Raw genomic sequence first — 15,608 nt, forward strand, 5'->3', positions numbered from 1 at the left:
CGTTGGCTTGGCTAAGCTTGGAGCATGACTTCTGAAGCTACAGCCACCCCCGTTATCCGTGCCGACGGCCGGACCCCCGACCAACTGCGCCCTATCAGCATTACCCGCGGCTGGTCCAAGCAGGCTGAGGGCTCCGCGCTGATCGAGTTCGGCAACACCCGGGTCCTGTGCACAGCTTCCCTGACCGAGGGCGTGCCGCGCTGGCTCAAGGGCGAAGGCCGCGGCTGGGTCACTGCGGAATACGCAATGCTTCCCCGCGCAACCAACACCCGGTCTGACCGTGAGTCAGTAAAGGGCAAAATTGGCGGACGCACCCACGAGATCTCACGACTCATTGGCCGCTCGCTGCGTTCCATCATCGACACCAAGGCGCTCGGTGAGAACACGATCGTCCTGGACTGCGATGTCCTGCAGGCCGATGGCGGTACCCGTACGGCCGCGATCACCGGTGCCTATGTGGCGCTCGCGGAAGCCATCCGCTTCGCCCGGGAGAACAAGCTCATTGCCCGTAACGCCGAGCCGTTGGTGGACACGATTGCTGCCGTCTCTGTAGGCATCATCGACGGCGTGCCGATGCTGGACCTGCCATACGTGGAAGACGTCCGCGCCGAGACGGACATGAACGTGGTGGTGACCGGCTCCGGTAAGTTCGTTGAAGTCCAGGGCACCGCTGAGGGCGCGCCGTTCGACCGCGATGAACTCAACGCCTTGCTTGACCTCGCCTTGCTGGGTACCACCCAACTCTCAGCCATCCAGCGCGAGACACTCGCGGAGGCTCCGTGAGCGGCGCACAGGAACCTGCGGCCCCACGCCTGGTCCTGGCAACGCACAACAAGGGAAAATTGAAGGAACTCCGTGAACTCCTTCGGGGCCAGGTTCAAGGACTGGACGTCGATACACAGGTGGTTGATGCCTCTGCGGCCGGTGCTCCTGACGTTGCGGAAACAGGTGTGACCTTTGCCGAGAACTCGCTCCTCAAAGCCAGGGCCGTAGCTGAAGCTACCGGCCTCATAGCAATCGCTGATGATTCCGGACTGGCCGTGGATGTCCTGGGCGGGGCTCCGGGCATCTTCTCGGCGCGGTGGTCCGGAACCCATGGGGACGACGTCGCCAACTTGAAGCTGCTTCTGGCGCAACTTTCTGACGTTCCGGATTCGTTCCGTGGTGCGGCCTTTGTCTGTGCCGCAGCGTTGGCGGTGCCCGGATCTGACGGCATTGCCCATGAGACCGTGGAATACGGTCAGCTGGAAGGGACTCTGCTGCGTGAACCCCGGGGTGAGGGCGGCTTCGGCTATGACCCTGTGCTGCAGCCTGCCGGAATGGATCGCAGCTGCGCAGAACTGAGTTCCGATGAAAAGAATGCCATCAGCCATCGCGGCCAGGCGTTCAGGGCTTTGCTGCCGGCCATCGTGTCTGCGCTTTCCGCGGCCGAGGCGCAGCAGTCATAGTGCGCACTACCCGCTGACTGGCAAACGGCAAACAAAAAGGCACCCCCTGGGGGGTGCCTTTTTTGTGCGTGCATTGACTCGGGCCGGGATCCTTGCGGAGCCTCAGTGCTCGCTGTGCTTGCCGCCGTCGTGTTCTTCGATGAATTCCTCAACGGGGTCGGTGCCCTCGGCCGCAGCCTTGCGCTTGGCGATGAAACCGCGGGCCACCTCAATGAACACCGGGATTACCGAGAGGAGGACGATGACGATGAAGATAATGTCCAGGTTGTTGCTGACCCACGGCACACGGTCGCCGAGGACGTAACCAAGCAGGGTGACGCCGCCGCCCCACAGGACGGCACCGATGACGTTGAAGAGGAAGAACTTCCGCTTGTCCATCTGCGCGACGCCAACGATCACCGGCACAAAGGTGCGGATGATGGGGACGAACCTCGCCAGGATCAACGCCTTGCCGCCGTGCTTTTCGAAGAAAGCGTGGGCGCTTTCGACGTTTTCCTTCTTGAACAGCTTGGAATCGGGACGGTTGAAGATGGCAGGGCCGGCCTTGGATCCGATGAGGTAGCCGGTTTGGTTACCGATGATCGCAGAGACAATGATGAGTCCAGCCAAGGCCCAGATGTTGAACTTGATGGTATCTGTGGCAACCAGGAGCCCCGCGGTGAACAGCATGGAGTCTCCAGGCAGGAAGAAGCCCACCAGCAGGCCTGTCTCAGCAAAGACTATGCCGCACACCAGCAGCACAACCCACGGTGCGAGGGCGGGATCGGCCAGGAAGATCTGGGGGTTCAACCAGTCCGGCAGGAATGACGCCATGGACGGCTGAACCGGGCCCGCGCCTCCGAAAGTGGATACGGCAAGGTCGCTTATCGCAGAAAAGATCACCCCACAAGCCTACTTGACCGCTGTTGCGGCGACTGTTCCGGCAAACTCTTGACATCGGCTTAGTTGCTTATATGGTTAGTTACATGAGTAATGAACCAGTAAGGCGGTGGTGCTCATGATCGATGACAGCAAGCCGATCTTTATGCAGATCGCCGAACTCATTGAGAACGGAATTGTGGACGGCAGCATGGCCGAAGAATCCCAAGTGCCCTCCACCAATGAGTTCGCAGCCTTCCACCGCATCAACCCGGCAACTGCTGCCAAGGGCGTCAATGTGCTGGTGGATTCAGGAATTCTCTACAAACGCAGGGGGATAGGGATGTTCGTAGCGACCGGGGCGCGGTCCCAGCTGGTAGCCCGCCGGACCGAGGAGTTCTTCGAACAGTACGTCAAGCCGCTGGCATTGGAGGCCCGGAAACTGGGCATCTCGGCAGAGCAGCTGAACACCATGATTGAACGCAGCTCCGGGCTTGTCCCGGAACCCGGGACAGACAAGGAAAGGAGTGCGGCCCTGTGAACGACACCATCGTCGAGGCCCGTAACCTGATCAAGCACTACAAAGACCTCAACGCTCTGGACAACGTCAACCTCAGCCTCTCTGCGAACCGTATCTACGGCCTGCTGGGACGCAACGGCGCCGGCAAGACCACGTTGATGTCCGTCCTTACTGCCCAGGCTTTCGCCACCTCCGGGGAAGCGCTCGTCTTTGGCGCAAACGCCTACGAGAACGACGCCGTCCTGTCCCGGATCTGCTTCATCCGTGAATCGCAGAAATACCCGGACGATTTCCAGCCGCGGCACGCCTTTCGCTCCGCTGCGCTGTTCTACAAGAACTGGGACCAGGGGTTCGCGGACAGGTTGGCTGAGGACTTCCAGCTTCCCGTCAAACGGCGGATCAAGAAGCTTTCGCGCGGTCAGTTATCCGCCGTCGGAGTTATTATCGGCCTTGCTTCGCGCGCGGAACTGACGTTCTTCGACGAACCGTATTTGGGGCTCGACGCCGTCGCCCGCCAATTGTTCTACGACCGGCTGGTGGAGGACTACGCAGAGCACCCGCGCACCATCATCCTTTCGTCACACCTCATTGATGAAGTGGCGAACCTCTTGGAACACGTGGTGGTGATCGACCGGGGCCGGATCATCATGGACGCCGATGCCGAGGATATCCGCGGTTCCGCCGTCACCGTTTCAGGTTCTGCCGAGAAGGTGGACGCGTTCCTGGCCGGCCGGAAGATCCTGCACCGCGAAACCTTGGGGTCCCTGGCGTCAGTGACGGTCGATGAGGCTCTCGGCAGCCGGGGGCGCGCCGAAGCGCAGGAACTGGGCCTTGAACTATCGCCCGTTTCCCTGCAGCAATTGGTGGTCCGCAAGACCATGGCCGGTGCTGGTGGTGCCGGCCACACAGCAGCCACTGGAGATTTCTCCGATGACACGTTGGAGGCAAGGCGATGAGCAGGACCGTAGCAGTTGCCCGGATGCAACTGATCAACAAATGGACGTATATCGGATGGCCGTTGACCATCCTGGCGGCTTCATTTCTGATGTCACTCGCCATCTTCGCCCTGATTCCCGTCCAGGAAGGCAAGTACGGGGGAGGGAGCCAAGCACCTATGTGGTATTTCCTCGTCCTCGGCATCCAGAGCATGACCTTGGTTTTCCCGTTCTCGCAAGGCCTGAGCATCAGCCGCCGCGCCTTCTACCTGGGAACTTTGAGCCTCTTCTCACTCATCGCCGTCGGGATGACGGGGCTCTACCTGCTGGGTGGCGTCATCGAGAAGGCAACCAATGGCTGGGGAGTCTACGGCTACTTCTTCAGCATTCCTTGGGTAACGGACGGTCCTTGGTACTCCACCGCAGCCTTCTTCTTCGTGGTGATGATGTTCATGTTCATCATCGGATTCTGGTTCGCCACGATTTTCAAGCGGTGGGGGACCAGCGGAACCCTGGTCTCCACCTTGGGGTCGGCCGTGGTCCTGATCGGCCTTGCAGCCCTCACCACGTTGCTCGAATGGTGGGGTTACGTTGGGGCGTGGTTCGCCCAACAAACACCGCTGAGCATCAGTGGCTGGGCCGCGTTGCTCTGCGTTGTCTTGGCGGCCGGATCATACTCAACGCTGCGGCGGGCAACACCGTGATGTAGCGTTCGCCACAATACTGGCTGGAAGGGCCGCCCCGCCGCGCAAATCGGCAGGGGCGGGCTTTTCCGGCGGTAACCTTGTCCAGTGGCATTGGACTTTACGGCGATCGACTTTGAAACAGCCAACGGCTTCAGGGGATCGCCCTGCTCGGTAGGCCTGAGCAAGGTCCGCAATGGAATTGTGGTGGAAGAAGCATCCTGGCTGATGCGTCCCCCGGAGAACCACGATCACTTCGAGTTCCACAACACCCGTATTCACGGCATCCGCGCCGAAGACGTGGCCGGCCGCCCGAGGTTCGGCGAGCTCTTCCCGGAAATTGGGGCCTTCATCGGCGGTGATGTCCTGGCCGCCCACAATGCAGCCTTCGACCTCGGCGTTATCCGGTCGGGCCTGGAAGTCTCCGGCCTGGCCGGACCTGCCTATCACTACGTCTGTACGGTGATGCTCTCCCGCCGCTGCTACTCGTTGGTGTCCAACTCCCTGCCCTATGCCGCCGAAGAGGCGGGGGTCCCACTGGTCAACCACCACGACGCAGCGGAGGATGCCCGTGCCTGCGCGGGCATCCTTGTGGATATAGCCCGGCGCAACAATGCGAACAGCGTTGCGGAGCTATATCTGTCGCTGGGCCTCAACCTGCCCCATCAGCCGGCATTCCATCCCTCTGAAGGCCTCTCCAAGGCGACCATGTCAGCGCTCGCGGCCAGGACGGGCAGTTCCCTTGAACGAAACCTGGAGGGGGCCCTTGGCGGACCCAGCGGCTGGTCGGCTTGGCCGGAGGAAGGACCCAACCCCCTGCCGAACCCCGCAGCCGAACCGGGACATCCACTCTTTGGACAGACCGTGGTGTTCACGGGTGACCTCGCCATCACGCGGCCGGAAGCCAAATCCCGGGCCGCAGACATGGGCGCGCGGCCCGAGAGCCGCGTAACTGCACGAACCACAGTGCTTATTGTTGGCGACGGTTTTGTGGCAGGTGACTTGAGGGCCGGTCGTCTCACAGGCAAGGCAAAACGAGTCCTTGAACTGCACGCGAAAGGTCAGCAGATCGAGGTGGTCTCTGAGGGTGAGTTCCTGCAGATGGTGGGCGGCGCCTAGAGGGGCCTTCGGGTCATAGTGCGCAACAATGCTTTCGGTCAGTGGAGCAGCGCTCCTAGCCTTGGTGCATGACCAAGCCCAGCCTTCCCCAAGCACCGGCGCGCCAATCTGCGGACACTTCCGGAAACAGCGGGGTTGATTGGCGGGCTGTTTTCGCTTTTCCCAACCCCGTCAACGAATATGCGGCCCGGATCACGGCTGGGCTGGTTACTGTGCTGGCAGTCGCCACACTGCTGACCGGATGGGGTTGGGGGCTGATCGCCCTGGCGGCCGGCTTCTGGCTGCGGGTGCTGTTTGGTCCCAGAATCTCCCCGCTGGCCCTGCTGTCGGTCAAAGTGCTGGCGCCGCGGATCGGGCACGCCAAGCTGGTGGCCGGTCCTCCCAAGCGTTTCGCCCAAGGCATCGGTGCCGCCCTGACGAGTGCCGCCGTCGTCCTGTTCTTCACCGGCTTCCAGCCGGCGGCGTGGGTACTGCTTGCGATGTTGATCGTGGCAGCGTCGCTGGAATCGTTGGTGGGCTTTTGCCTTGGCTGCGCCATCTTCGGGTTCCTGCAGCGCCTGGGGCTTATTCCCGCTGAAGTATGCGAGGCATGCAACAACATCGCCCTGCGCGGTGCGTAGCAGGGCTACTTGGCAGCGGGGCGTAGTGCCCGTCAGCCGGTGGTCACGGCGAGCAGCCGGTCTGCCATGCCACGGATAACCTCAGGGGCCTCCAACGCCTCCAGCCAATCAGCGGGGAGGCATTGCTCCCCGTAGTGGGCCCCCAGGATGTTCCCGGCGATGGAACCCGTGGAGTCACTGTCGCCATTGTGGTTGATGGCCACCGCGATCGCCTTGCGGAAATGCTCGGCAGGGCTATTGCCGCTGGTGGACAGGACAGCATAGAGCCCGACGGCGAGTGCCTCCTCGGCGACCCAACCCTCGCCGAGCGTTGATATCAGTTCTTCCGGACCCAACGCTGTGGGCTCGGCGGACAGCTGCAGGGCAGCTTCCAACTTCCCACCCAGCTCGGGCGCCTTGGTGGGCACTCCGTTGACGAACACGAGCGCCTCGTTGGCGGCGCTGCGGATATCGCTGCCGGCCACGATGTTATGGATCAGCAGGCTGAACGCAGCTGCGCTGAGCCGCGCCGATGGATGCCCGTGCGTGAGCGAGGCAGCGTCGGAGCTGAGTTTGTAGACAGCTTCCCGCGAGATGTGCGGGATGAGCCCGAACGGAGCCGAGCGCATCACGGTGCCGCATCCCTTCGAATCGGGGTTCACCGGCCGGGCCACCGTTCCCATCTCACCGGTTGCCAAGCCACTCAGGCAGGCGTTCCCCGGTGCGCGGCGGTGCCGCAGAACGTCCTGGGTGTCGATCCACCGCGGCTGCGGGACGGGGGCGGAGGCTGAGACAGCGACGTCCTGGGTGCCGAGCCAGCGCAAATATGCCAGCCACAGGCAGGCGATTTCGTCGGCTGCCACGCCGTCGTTCGCCCACTCGAGGGCTTCCACCAACCCATCAACGGTGTACAACGTCATCTGGGTGTCGTCCGAGAAGTGGCTGCCGCCGTCGAGCTGTCCAAAGGAGGTCAGGCCTGCAGCACCGAAGCGTCCCCGAATCGCCGCAAGGGAATCGAACTCCACCTCATAGCCAAGGGAATCACCCAGCGCGCCACCCAAAAGTGACCCATAAACCCGGGATTCGAAGGACGGCGCGGCGGGGGAGGAAGCTTCAACACTCATGCCAGTAACTTACCGTGCCCACCAAGCTGCGCTGGTATGGTGATGAAGCTGCCGGCACCGATGAAACCCTTGGAGAGACAACGTGCGCGAACCTGCTTGGCGACGAACAGGCAAGACACCTGACTACAGGTTCTCGTTGGCCAATGAACGTACCTTCCTGGCATGGATCCGCACCTCCCTGGCGTTGCTCGCAGGTGCCGTAGCCGTTGACCAACTGGCGCCGAACATCGCGCCGACGCCTGTCCGATTGGTCCTGTGCGTCCTGCTGGCACTCGTCGGTGCAGGCCTGGCCGCTTTGTCCTACCGCCGATGGGGACAGATGGAGGCAGCGATGCGCAACGACCAAGCGCTTCCTTTCTCCCGGGTGATGCTGTTCATGACCATCGTGGTGGCTGTAGCGGCGTTTGCCTTCGCTGTGCTGATTTTGGTGGCTCGGTAAGCGTGGAAGTCCGCGACCCTGGCTTGCAGCCGGAGCGCACCACGTTGGCGTGGCGCCGGACGCTGATCTCTCTGGTTGTGGTGGACCTGTTCATCTGGCGCAGTTGGCTTACTTCCGAACCGTCCACAGGGAACCTCGTGGCGGGCCTTCCGGGGCTCGACTACCAAGGTCTCTGCGCGTTGATGGCTGCTGCTGCCACCATCGTGCTGGCCACGGTGGTTTGGGTCCGCTCCCGCCAGCTCCAGACGGGTACCGGAGCGGCATCGGCACGGCTGGTGCTGGTCAGTACTCTGGCAGTGATGGGCCTTGGGGGTACTGCAATCGCGGCAATCGCGTTGGGCGGCTAAGCTCGGAGGCAGGATTCAGCAACTGCCCAGACTCGGCTGGCAAAATGCTCAAGGGCCCCAGGTTGTCACCGGGGAATACCCATGGCACATCATTGTGCAGCCCTATGCGGCAGGCCAGACCTGCTTCACACCAACCGTAAGGACACATTCACCATGACCTCTCCTGTGCAGGCCACTTCCGAACCCCAACCGGGACTTGTTGCCCGGCTGTCGGCTGAAGCCCTGGGATCGATGTTCGTTGTGGTCGCCGCTGTAGGTGTGGGGATCTTTTCCAATCCCGGTGGTGCGCCTTTGCCGGTAGCCCTGGCGACCGGCCTCACCGTGACGGTCGCGATGCTGGCTTTCGGCTACGTCTCAGGCGGCCATTTCAACCCGGTGATCACTGTGGGCAATCTGATTGCCGGCCGAATCCGGGCTGTGGCGGCCGTAGCTTACGTTGCGGCGCAAATCATCGGAAGCGTGGTTGGCGCGGCGCTGATGTACTTCGTGGTGACCACGGTTCCGGTCCTGACAGATGCCAGGGCGGCGTTCGACGTCGTGTCCCCGGCTTTTGGCGAGCATGCCGCCGCCCAAACGCAGATGGCCGGGGTTCTGCTGGTTGAAGTCCTTGGTTCGGCCCTGTTGGTGGCAGTGTTCCTTGGCGCTACCGCCGGACGCCGGGCGGTTCCCACCTTGGCCCCCTTTGCGGTGGGCCTTGCCATGGCAGTTTTGCTTCAGCTCGGCCAGGTCCTGGGTAACCTTCCCTTCAACCCGGCGCGTGCAACAGCCCAGGCATTCTTCAGTTCATCCTGGGCGCTGGGGGGCCTGTGGCTCTTCTGGGTGGCGCCGCTGATGGGCGCCGCGCTTGCCGGACTCGCTTTCCGAGGCTTCCGGGGCCTGTCGACCGTGGCCAGCCCCGACGAGTTCGCCGGCAGCACCGATGATGGCGTCAACGACTCCTTCGACGCCGACGAGGACCCCACCGAGGACGGCGTGAAAACCGTTGTCATCGGGGGCAAGCAGGAAACGGCGGACGCCAAGGCTGAACCCACTCCGGCGGCTGAGGCTCCGGTTGCGTCGGCCAACGACGACGCACGCGATTTCTTCGACGGTAAAAAGGGCTAAGAACCGGACGGGTTCGACGACGGACGGCTGGCCTCCGCTTTAATGTCGGGGGCCCCGGATAACTTGGGAATATGCGGTTACTTCACACGTCCGATTGGCATCTTGGCCGGTCCTTCCACGGCGTTGGGATGCTTGAAGCCCAACGCAGCTTTGTGGACCAGTTGGTGTCGCTCGTCGAAGCCAAATCCATTGACGTCGTCCTGATAGCCGGCGACGTTTACGACCGCGCGCTGCCTGGGCTGGATGTCGTGAAACTGCTGGACGATGCCCTTGTACGCATCACGCAGGCCGGAGCCAGCGTTGTACTCACTAGCGGCAATCACGACTCCGCCATCAGGCTTGGCTTTGCCTCCCGCCTGCTGGAACGCGGGGGAGTGCACCTGAGGACGCGGGTGGAGGACCTTGATGTGCCGGTTCTGGTCCCTCTTGAAGGGGATGGAAACGGCAAAGATGATACTGGCGGTGGCGTGGTTGCCATTTACGGCATCCCGTACCTTGAGCCGCGGCTCGTGGCTGAACGTCTGGGCGCTGAAAATGCCAATCACTTTGATGTCACCTCCGCGGCAGTGGAGAAGATCCATCGGGATGTTGAGGCCCGCAGCGCATCAGGGCCCGTCTATCCCGTGGTCCTGGCACACACTTTTGCCAGCGGAGGCATTACCTCCGAGAGCGAGCGGGACCTGAGCATCGGCGGGCTGGGAGCAGTTCCCCTGGACCTCTTTGAAAACTTCTCCTACACCGCTCTGGGCCATCTGCATGGTCGGCAGGAGTTGGCGCCCCACGTCCGCTACTCCGGTTCACCCCTGGCCTATTCGTTCTCAGAGGCCAAGCACCATAAGGGCGCTTGGCTGGTGGACATCGACGCCGACGGAGTGACCGGGGTTCAGGACGTGACCTGGGAAGCGCCAAAGGCCCTGGCCGTGCTGCGCGGAACACTGGATGACGTGCTTGGTTCCGTGGAGTACTCCTGGGCGGAAAGCGCGTATTGCCAGATCACGTTGACGGACGCGCAACGTCCCGCGCAGGCCATGGAAAAGCTGCGTGCCCGCTTCCCCGGGACCTTGGTTCTTGCCTTCGATCCCGAAGGCGCTGAAGCCCGGTCCAAGACCAGCTACAGCAGTCGGCTTGCGGAGGCCGAGGACGACCTTGGGGTTTGTTGCGGTTTCCTGGAACATGTCCGTGATCGCACGGCCGGCGACGCCGAAGAAGCTGCACTGCGCGAGGCCCTCGAGGCTGTTCGGTTGGAGGAAGCGGAGCTGTGAGAATACACCGCTTGGACATTGAAGCGTTCGGTCCGTTTGCCACGCCCCAGCACATCGACTTTGACCAGCTGAGTGCACAGGGACTCTTCCTCCTCAATGGCGCCACCGGGGCCGGCAAGACCAGCATCCTCGACGCCATTTGCTTCGCCCTTTATGGATCGGTGCCCGGTGCCCGCCAAGACGGAAAGCGGCTTCGCAGCGACCATGCGGCCCCCGGGGCAGAACCCCGTGTGGTCTGCGAGTTTTCCGCGCGCGGACGTCGTTTCGAGGTATCGCGGTCACCTGCATGGGAACGGCCCAGTGCCCGCGGTCGCAACGGCTTCACTACACAGCAGGCCAAGACGCTCCTCCGTGAGCGGGTAGGCGGCAGCTGGGAAGAAAAGTCATCCAGAAATGACGAAGTGGGTGCAGAACTCGCCGACGTCCTGGGTATGGATCGCGAACAGTTCACCCGGGTGGTGATGCTGCCACAGGGGGACTTCGCGGCATTCCTGAGGTCCAAGGCCAGCGATCGTCTGGAACTTCTGCAGAAACTGTTCGGCACGCAACGCTTCGAGGCTGTTGAACGGCAACTCGCCCAGCAAGCCGCTTCGGCGGCCCACGCCGTGCGGGAGAACGCAACAGAGCTCAAGGCACTTCTGGACAGGGTTGCCTCAGAGCGGGACCAGTTAGGCCTTTCTGCCGCTGGCAGCGAGGAAGCAGACGCCCTGGATGCCAACGCCCTGGACGGCAAGGCCCAGGGTGCCGGCTTAGCAGCGGCAAGCCCTTCCGAACCCTTCCCTGCGCACGAGGAACCAACAGTGTGGCTCGCCGGGGTGGAAGCGGCGGTCAAGGATGAACTGAAGCGCCGGGTTGACCTAGCCAGTGAGGCAGAATCCCTGTCTGCCCGCCTTGCGGCGAGCTTCCAGGAAGCCCAGGAGAAATCCCTGCGTCACGGGCGCCTCGCCGCAGCAAAGCAGCGGCGGGTCCTGAATGAGTTGGCGGCTCCTCGCGCGCTTGAGAACAGGGAAGCGCTCGGAAAGCACCGTCGCGCCGCTGTTTTGAGCGGCCAGATCGAAGCCGTGGATGCGGCCGCCCGCAAAGTCACAGCTGCCGTCGCACGGGTTACAGCAGCCCGGGAGAAACTGGCGGCCGCGGGAGTGGACGCAGCTGACCCTGCCGCGGCCCTTGACGTGGTGAAGTCATCCCATGCGGTTCTTGAAGCCCGTCTTCCAGAGGAACATCGCATGTTGGACGTCGCAGACCGCCTCGCCGCTCAACGTGATGAACTGACCGGCCATCAAGGGGCTGCGGAATCAGCAGCCTCTGCCCTGGAACAGTTGGCTGGCGATGCAGCAACGGTGGAGTCACGGATCCGGCCGCTGGAGCCACTGGCCGGCATGCTCGCGGAACGGGAGCGGGAGGCAGTGGCGGCTGCTGAACGGGTGGGCATCGTAGCCCGCCACAGCACCGCAGCCGCGGAGCTGGAAACTATCACTGCGGAGCACCTCCAGTCCAGGTCCGCCTCGCAGGACCTTCGGCAACAATGGCTGGACATCCGTGAGCTCCGGCTTGCCAACGCGGCGGGGGAACTGGCAGCGGCCTTGGAAGCTGGCCGGCCATGCGCTGTTTGTGGCAGTGCGGACCACCCCAATCCTGCCGCTGCCGTGCGGTCGGCACTCTCACTCGCCCAAGACGAGGAGGACGCCAGGCTGAACTTTGAAACAAGTGAAAAAGCCGTGGGGATCCTCGCCGGGAAGGTTTCGTCCGCAGCGCAGGTTCTCGCCGGGCTGGTGGCTCAAGGCGGTTCCCTGGATGCCGCCGAAGCGGAGGCGATGCTTGTGACTGCCCAAGCACTGGCGTCTGAGTCCCGTGAGGCAGCGGTCATGCTGGAGGGGCTTCGTGGAGAGCACCAGGCCCTCACACAGCGCATTGACAACGCGCGCCAGGAACACTCGGGGGCTGTGAGCGCAGCTGCCCAGGCATCGGCGGCCATCTTGCTGCTTGAGGAACAGCACTCAGCCCTGGCCACCGAGCTGGCAGGCTTGCGGGGCGACTTCCCCAGCCTTCGTGAACGTTTGGAGGCCTTGTCCGCAGAGCGTGCATACCTTCAGGCGGCAGCCGAGGCGGACCAGGAACTGGAACGTGCCGGGCAGCTCCAACGTGACGCCGCTGCTTCACTGGATCGGGTTTTGCCGGAATCGGGATTCCACTCTGCAGAGGAAGCCCGTCGGGAGCTTCTCTCACCCGCAGACGTGGTGGGCTTGGAGAAAGACCTTGCCGATTTCGACGCTGAGACATCCCGCTTGGATGAATTGTTTGCCGGTGAGGACCTGGTTCTGGCGGCGAAGGAAGCCAGCATCGGCGAACTGCCCATGCCAGAGGCCGCACGTGCTGAAGCAAAGCTGCTTGCAAACAAGGCCGCCGAGGATGCGCGGTCCGCGGCTCTGGCAGCAGGCCTGGCCGGGAAGTCCGCGGAGGCCGTTGTACAGCTCCGCGCGGACTATCATCTCCTTGCAGCGTCCGGTGAAGAACCGCGTAAAAAGGCCCGCGTCCTGGCTGATCTGGCAGACACGGTACGCGGGGCAGGAGACAACAACTACCGGATGAGCCTGAACAGCTATGTCCTGGCCGCGCGTCTGGAGCAGGTAGCCATCGCCGCGTCGGAGAGGCTCGTTGCCATGAGCGACGGCCGCTATACGTTGCAACACACCGACGCGAAGGCCGCGCGGGGCGCTAAGTCCGGACTCGGATTGGAAGTCGTTGACGAGTGGACGGGCCAGCACCGTGACACGTCCACCTTGTCCGGCGGGGAATCATTTATGGCTTCCTTGGCTCTTGCCTTGGGTCTTGCAGACGTGGTTCAACAGGAGGCCGGCGGCGTGGATATTGAGACGTTGTTTGTCGATGAGGGTTTCGGCAGTCTCGATGAGCAAGCACTGGAGCAGGTCATGGATGCCTTGGAAGGTCTGCGCGATGGCGGCAGGGTAGTGGGCCTTGTCAGTCATGTTGCGGAAATGAAGCAGCGCATCACCAGCCAACTGCAGGTGCTTAAGGGACGCCAGGGGTCCACGGTGCGAATTGCCGAGGTAGCTCCGGTCTGACGGCTATCCGATAGACTTAACCCGTTACACCGGGTCGCGCGCATCGGGAGGAGGGACGATGCGCACCTTTTAGCGAACCCGGATTAATGGAAAAATCTTCAGTGGCCTCCAAGCCCTCGTCATCTGCACCCCCACGCCCCTCACGTCTGCCAGGCCGTTTCGCCCGGCTTCCGGAACTGGCGGGCCCCGGATTCCTGCCGTTGGGCCTCTTTGCCCGGCTTCCGCTCGCCATGCTTACAGTCGGTACCCTGACGTTGGTGACAGCGGTGAGCCACTCGTATGCCATCGGTGGCATGGCTGCAGGAGCAGTGGGCATTGGCTCAGCGCTGGGGGCCCCGGTCCTCGGTTCCCTGGCTGACCGTGCAGGGCAGCGGGTGGTGCTCCTCGTGGCGGCTGTGGTGAATACCCTCGCCGTAGCAGGACTCCTCGCTGCCGCCTACATCACGCCCGGCTACGGATCCGTTAGTGATGCCGCGGGAGTGCTGGTTGCCGCCTTCCTTGCTGGTGCAAGCTGTCCGCAGGTAGGCCCGATGGCCAGGGTACGGTGGATGGCGCTGACCACACGCAATCTTTCCCCTGGCGCGGGCGCCGGAAGCAAAAGTGTGGCAGCCAACCGTGCCGATCTGGATACTGCCCTTTCCTACGAAGGCACCGCTGACGAGATCACCTTTGTGCTTGGGCCGGCCTTGGTTGGTGTCCTGGCCAGTTTGGTGGCGCCGTGGCTGCCGCTCGCACTGGCGGCCGTCATGACCATCACGCTGGTCCCCGCTTTCGCTGTCCATCCCAGCCAGCAGGCGGTGGCGCCGGCACCCCGGAAGCCGACTGCCGGCGTCGTTGATTCCGGTGCTGAAAGCGGCCAGGCGAATCCCCAGCGGCGCAGCCGTTGGGCCAACGCAGTGGTGGCTGTCCCGGTGGTGGCCATGGTGTGCATGGGTACTTTCTTTGGGGCAACCCAGAACGCGCTGAGTGCCTTCTCCGCGCAGTACGCAAATGCGGAGATCGCGGGGCTCCTTTACGCGGTAATGGGCCTCAGCTCGGCCGTGGCGGCGTTGTCTGTTGCGTTCTGGCCACAACGATTCAGCCTTGCTTCGCGCTGGGTTGCCGCGGCGCTGGCCATGTCGGTTTTGTCGCTGCTGCTCCTGCTCCCAGCCGGAATCTGGCCCATGGTCTTTGTCCTGCTGATACTGGGCATTCCGGTGGGACCTGTCATGGTGACGGTGTTCAGCATCGGGGGCGTGGTGGCCCCCGCGGGCCGAATGGCAACGGTGATGACGGCCCTTGCCAGCGGCATCGTCGCAGGAACCGCGTTGGGCTCCTACTTGGCCGGGCAGCTGGCCGAGACGCAGGGGCCGGCTGCGGCATTCGTTGTTTCCATGGCGGCTGCCGCGGGCCTGCTGCTCCTGGGGGTCGTCACGTCCCTGGTGATGAAGCGCCAGGCTCAGGGGTAGTCGAGCGCTCCGGCGAGGGACCGGGCCATGAGTTCCACCAGCCGCTGGGACCGTTGTTCGTCGGGGTCGGCCAAATGCTGCATGCTGATGCCATCAATGCCGGAGATGAACAACCGGGTGATGTCCTCCAGATTATCCGGGACGGGTTCCCCGGCTGCCTCAGCAGCCCCGCGGAACAACTCGAGGGTTGAGCTGACCCAGCCGTCATACATGGAGCGGTTCATGAGCAATGCCTGCGGCTGGTCTTCGGCTTCCACCCGGAAGCGCCGGAGCAACAGCTCAAACGTGGTGACCTGCTCATGCGGGTTCTCCAGCATGCGGCTCCAGATGCGCCGGGCGTGGGCGCCCACCATGTGGCGCAGTCCCATTCCAGGGTCGGCCACAGGTTCCAGGGCTTTGGCGTAGTCCCGGCTGAGGAAGTTGTAGACCTCCTCAAGGAGCTCATCCTTGCTCCGGAAACAATAGTGCAAGGCTGCAAGCGGGGCGTCGGCTTCACTGGCGATCCGACGTGTAGTCGCCGACGCCAGTCCATCCTGGGCGATCACCCTGGCCGCGGCTTCGACGAACTGCAGCCGCCTTTCCTCGGCGGGAACCCTGGCCATGCACTCACCTTCTTCTTGTTCATTCCACCCTTGGTTG

General features: G+C 63.2%; 16 protein-coding genes. 13 read left to right on the plus strand and 3 right to left on the minus strand.

The window, feature by feature from the left end; genetic code table 11:
- Positions 1–24 precede the first annotated feature (24 nt).
- Both rph and rdgB read left to right on the plus strand, forming a co-directional pair.
- Positions 25–783 carry a ribonuclease PH gene (gene rph / locus BMY91_RS04215; RefSeq protein ID WP_011775233.1) on the plus strand — a complete coding sequence of 253 codons (759 nt, stop codon included), beginning with the start codon at positions 25–27 and terminating at the stop codon, positions 781–783.
- The gene (gene rdgB / locus BMY91_RS04220; RefSeq protein WP_090818654.1) at positions 780–1,448 is read left to right on the plus strand and encodes an RdgB/HAM1 family non-canonical purine NTP pyrophosphatase; all 669 of its coding nucleotides are present in this window, start codon (positions 780–782) and stop codon (positions 1,446–1,448) included. The genes rph and rdgB overlap by 4 nt, the downstream gene beginning before the upstream one ends.
- A gap of 102 nt (positions 1,449–1,550) precedes the next feature.
- Here rdgB and BMY91_RS04225 read toward each other — a convergent pair whose 3' ends face one another.
- Positions 1,551–2,315, minus strand: a complete 765-nt coding sequence (locus BMY91_RS04225; protein WP_090819164.1) for a DedA family protein — start codon at positions 2,313–2,315, stop codon at positions 1,551–1,553.
- Between the two features lie 130 nt (positions 2,316–2,445).
- On the opposite strand from BMY91_RS04225, the gene BMY91_RS04230 reads away from it, so the two are divergent.
- The 5 genes from BMY91_RS04230 (at position 2,446) to BMY91_RS04250 (ending at position 6,183) form a co-directional block, all read left to right on the plus strand.
- Positions 2,446–2,847, plus strand: coding sequence for a GntR family transcriptional regulator (locus BMY91_RS04230; protein ID WP_254779695.1), 402 nt, complete (start codon positions 2,446–2,448; stop codon positions 2,845–2,847).
- Positions 2,844–3,782, plus strand: a complete 939-nt coding sequence (locus BMY91_RS04235; protein ID WP_090818660.1) for an ABC transporter ATP-binding protein — start codon at positions 2,844–2,846, stop codon at positions 3,780–3,782. The genes BMY91_RS04230 and BMY91_RS04235 overlap by 4 nt, the downstream gene beginning before the upstream one ends.
- A complete protein-coding gene (locus tag BMY91_RS04240) occupies positions 3,779–4,465 on the plus strand; it encodes a hypothetical protein (RefSeq protein WP_090818663.1) in 687 nt (228 codons plus the stop codon). Before BMY91_RS04235 ends, BMY91_RS04240 begins: the two co-directional genes overlap by 4 nt.
- 87 nt (positions 4,466–4,552) lie before the next feature.
- Positions 4,553–5,563: a 3'-5' exonuclease gene (locus BMY91_RS04245; RefSeq protein WP_090818666.1), complete on the plus strand. Its 1,011-nt coding sequence runs from the start codon at positions 4,553–4,555 to the stop codon at positions 5,561–5,563.
- 68 nt (positions 5,564–5,631) lie between these two features.
- A complete protein-coding gene (locus BMY91_RS04250) occupies positions 5,632–6,183 on the plus strand; it encodes a DUF4395 domain-containing protein (protein WP_090818669.1) in 552 nt (183 codons plus the stop codon).
- Between the two features lie 32 nt (positions 6,184–6,215).
- On the opposite strand, the gene BMY91_RS04255 is transcribed toward BMY91_RS04250, so the two are convergent.
- Entirely contained in the window at positions 6,216–7,286 is a 1,071-nt protein-coding gene (locus BMY91_RS04255) for an ADP-ribosylglycohydrolase family protein (RefSeq protein WP_090818673.1), read from the minus strand.
- Between the two features lie 82 nt (positions 7,287–7,368).
- On the opposite strand from BMY91_RS04255, the gene BMY91_RS04260 reads away from it, so the two are divergent.
- From BMY91_RS04260 to BMY91_RS04285, 6 genes are all read left to right on the plus strand, one after another.
- Entirely contained in the window at positions 7,369–7,725 is a 357-nt protein-coding gene (locus tag BMY91_RS04260) for a YidH family protein (RefSeq protein ID WP_175538584.1), read from the plus strand.
- Positions 7,726–7,727: 2 nt separating this feature from the next.
- On the plus strand, positions 7,728–8,072 hold the full coding sequence (locus tag BMY91_RS04265) for a DUF202 domain-containing protein (RefSeq protein WP_090818675.1): 345 nt from the start codon (positions 7,728–7,730) through the stop codon (positions 8,070–8,072).
- Between the two features lie 153 nt (positions 8,073–8,225).
- Positions 8,226–9,176: an MIP/aquaporin family protein gene (locus tag BMY91_RS04270; protein ID WP_090818678.1), complete on the plus strand. Its 951-nt coding sequence runs from the start codon at positions 8,226–8,228 to the stop codon at positions 9,174–9,176.
- Between the two features lie 71 nt (positions 9,177–9,247).
- Positions 9,248–10,438, plus strand: a complete 1,191-nt coding sequence (locus BMY91_RS04275; protein WP_090818681.1) for an exonuclease SbcCD subunit D — start codon at positions 9,248–9,250, stop codon at positions 10,436–10,438.
- Positions 10,435–13,521: an AAA family ATPase gene (locus BMY91_RS04280; RefSeq protein WP_090818683.1), complete on the plus strand. Its 3,087-nt coding sequence runs from the start codon at positions 10,435–10,437 to the stop codon at positions 13,519–13,521. The genes BMY91_RS04275 and BMY91_RS04280 overlap by 4 nt, the downstream gene beginning before the upstream one ends.
- 86 nt (positions 13,522–13,607) lie before the next feature.
- On the plus strand, positions 13,608–14,969 hold the full coding sequence (locus tag BMY91_RS04285; protein ID WP_090818686.1) for an MFS transporter: 1,362 nt from the start codon (positions 13,608–13,610) through the stop codon (positions 14,967–14,969).
- On the opposite strand, the gene BMY91_RS04290 is transcribed toward BMY91_RS04285, so the two are convergent.
- Positions 14,960–15,571: a TetR/AcrR family transcriptional regulator gene (locus tag BMY91_RS04290; RefSeq protein WP_090818689.1), complete on the minus strand. Its 612-nt coding sequence runs from the start codon at positions 15,569–15,571 to the stop codon at positions 14,960–14,962. The genes BMY91_RS04285 and BMY91_RS04290 overlap by 10 nt on opposite strands.
- Between the last annotated feature and the right edge of the window lie 37 nt (positions 15,572–15,608).

It is taken from the genome of Arthrobacter sp. yr096, assembly GCF_900108925.1.
In the GTDB taxonomy this organism is placed as follows: Bacteria; Actinomycetota; Actinomycetes; order Actinomycetales; family Micrococcaceae; genus Arthrobacter.

Coding starts and splice junctions, on each gene's coding strand:
- rph (WP_011775233.1), top strand. CDS start 25: ATGACTTCTGAAGCTACAGCCACCCCCGTTATCCGTGCCGACGGCCGG.
- BMY91_RS04230 (WP_254779695.1), top strand. CDS start 2,446: ATGATCGATGACAGCAAGCCGATCTTTATGCAGATCGCCGAACTCATT.
- BMY91_RS04240 (WP_090818663.1), top strand. CDS start 3,779: ATGAGCAGGACCGTAGCAGTTGCCCGGATGCAACTGATCAACAAATGG.
- BMY91_RS04250 (WP_090818669.1), top strand. CDS start 5,632: ATGACCAAGCCCAGCCTTCCCCAAGCACCGGCGCGCCAATCTGCGGAC.
- BMY91_RS04255 (WP_090818673.1), bottom strand. CDS start 7,286: ATGAGTGTTGAAGCTTCCTCCCCCGCCGCGCCGTCCTTCGAATCCCGG.
- BMY91_RS04270 (WP_090818678.1), top strand. CDS start 8,226: ATGACCTCTCCTGTGCAGGCCACTTCCGAACCCCAACCGGGACTTGTT.
- BMY91_RS04275 (WP_090818681.1), top strand. CDS start 9,248: ATGCGGTTACTTCACACGTCCGATTGGCATCTTGGCCGGTCCTTCCAC.
- BMY91_RS04285 (WP_090818686.1), top strand. CDS start 13,608: ATGGAAAAATCTTCAGTGGCCTCCAAGCCCTCGTCATCTGCACCCCCA.
- BMY91_RS04290 (WP_090818689.1), bottom strand. CDS start 15,571: ATGGCCAGGGTTCCCGCCGAGGAAAGGCGGCTGCAGTTCGTCGAAGCC.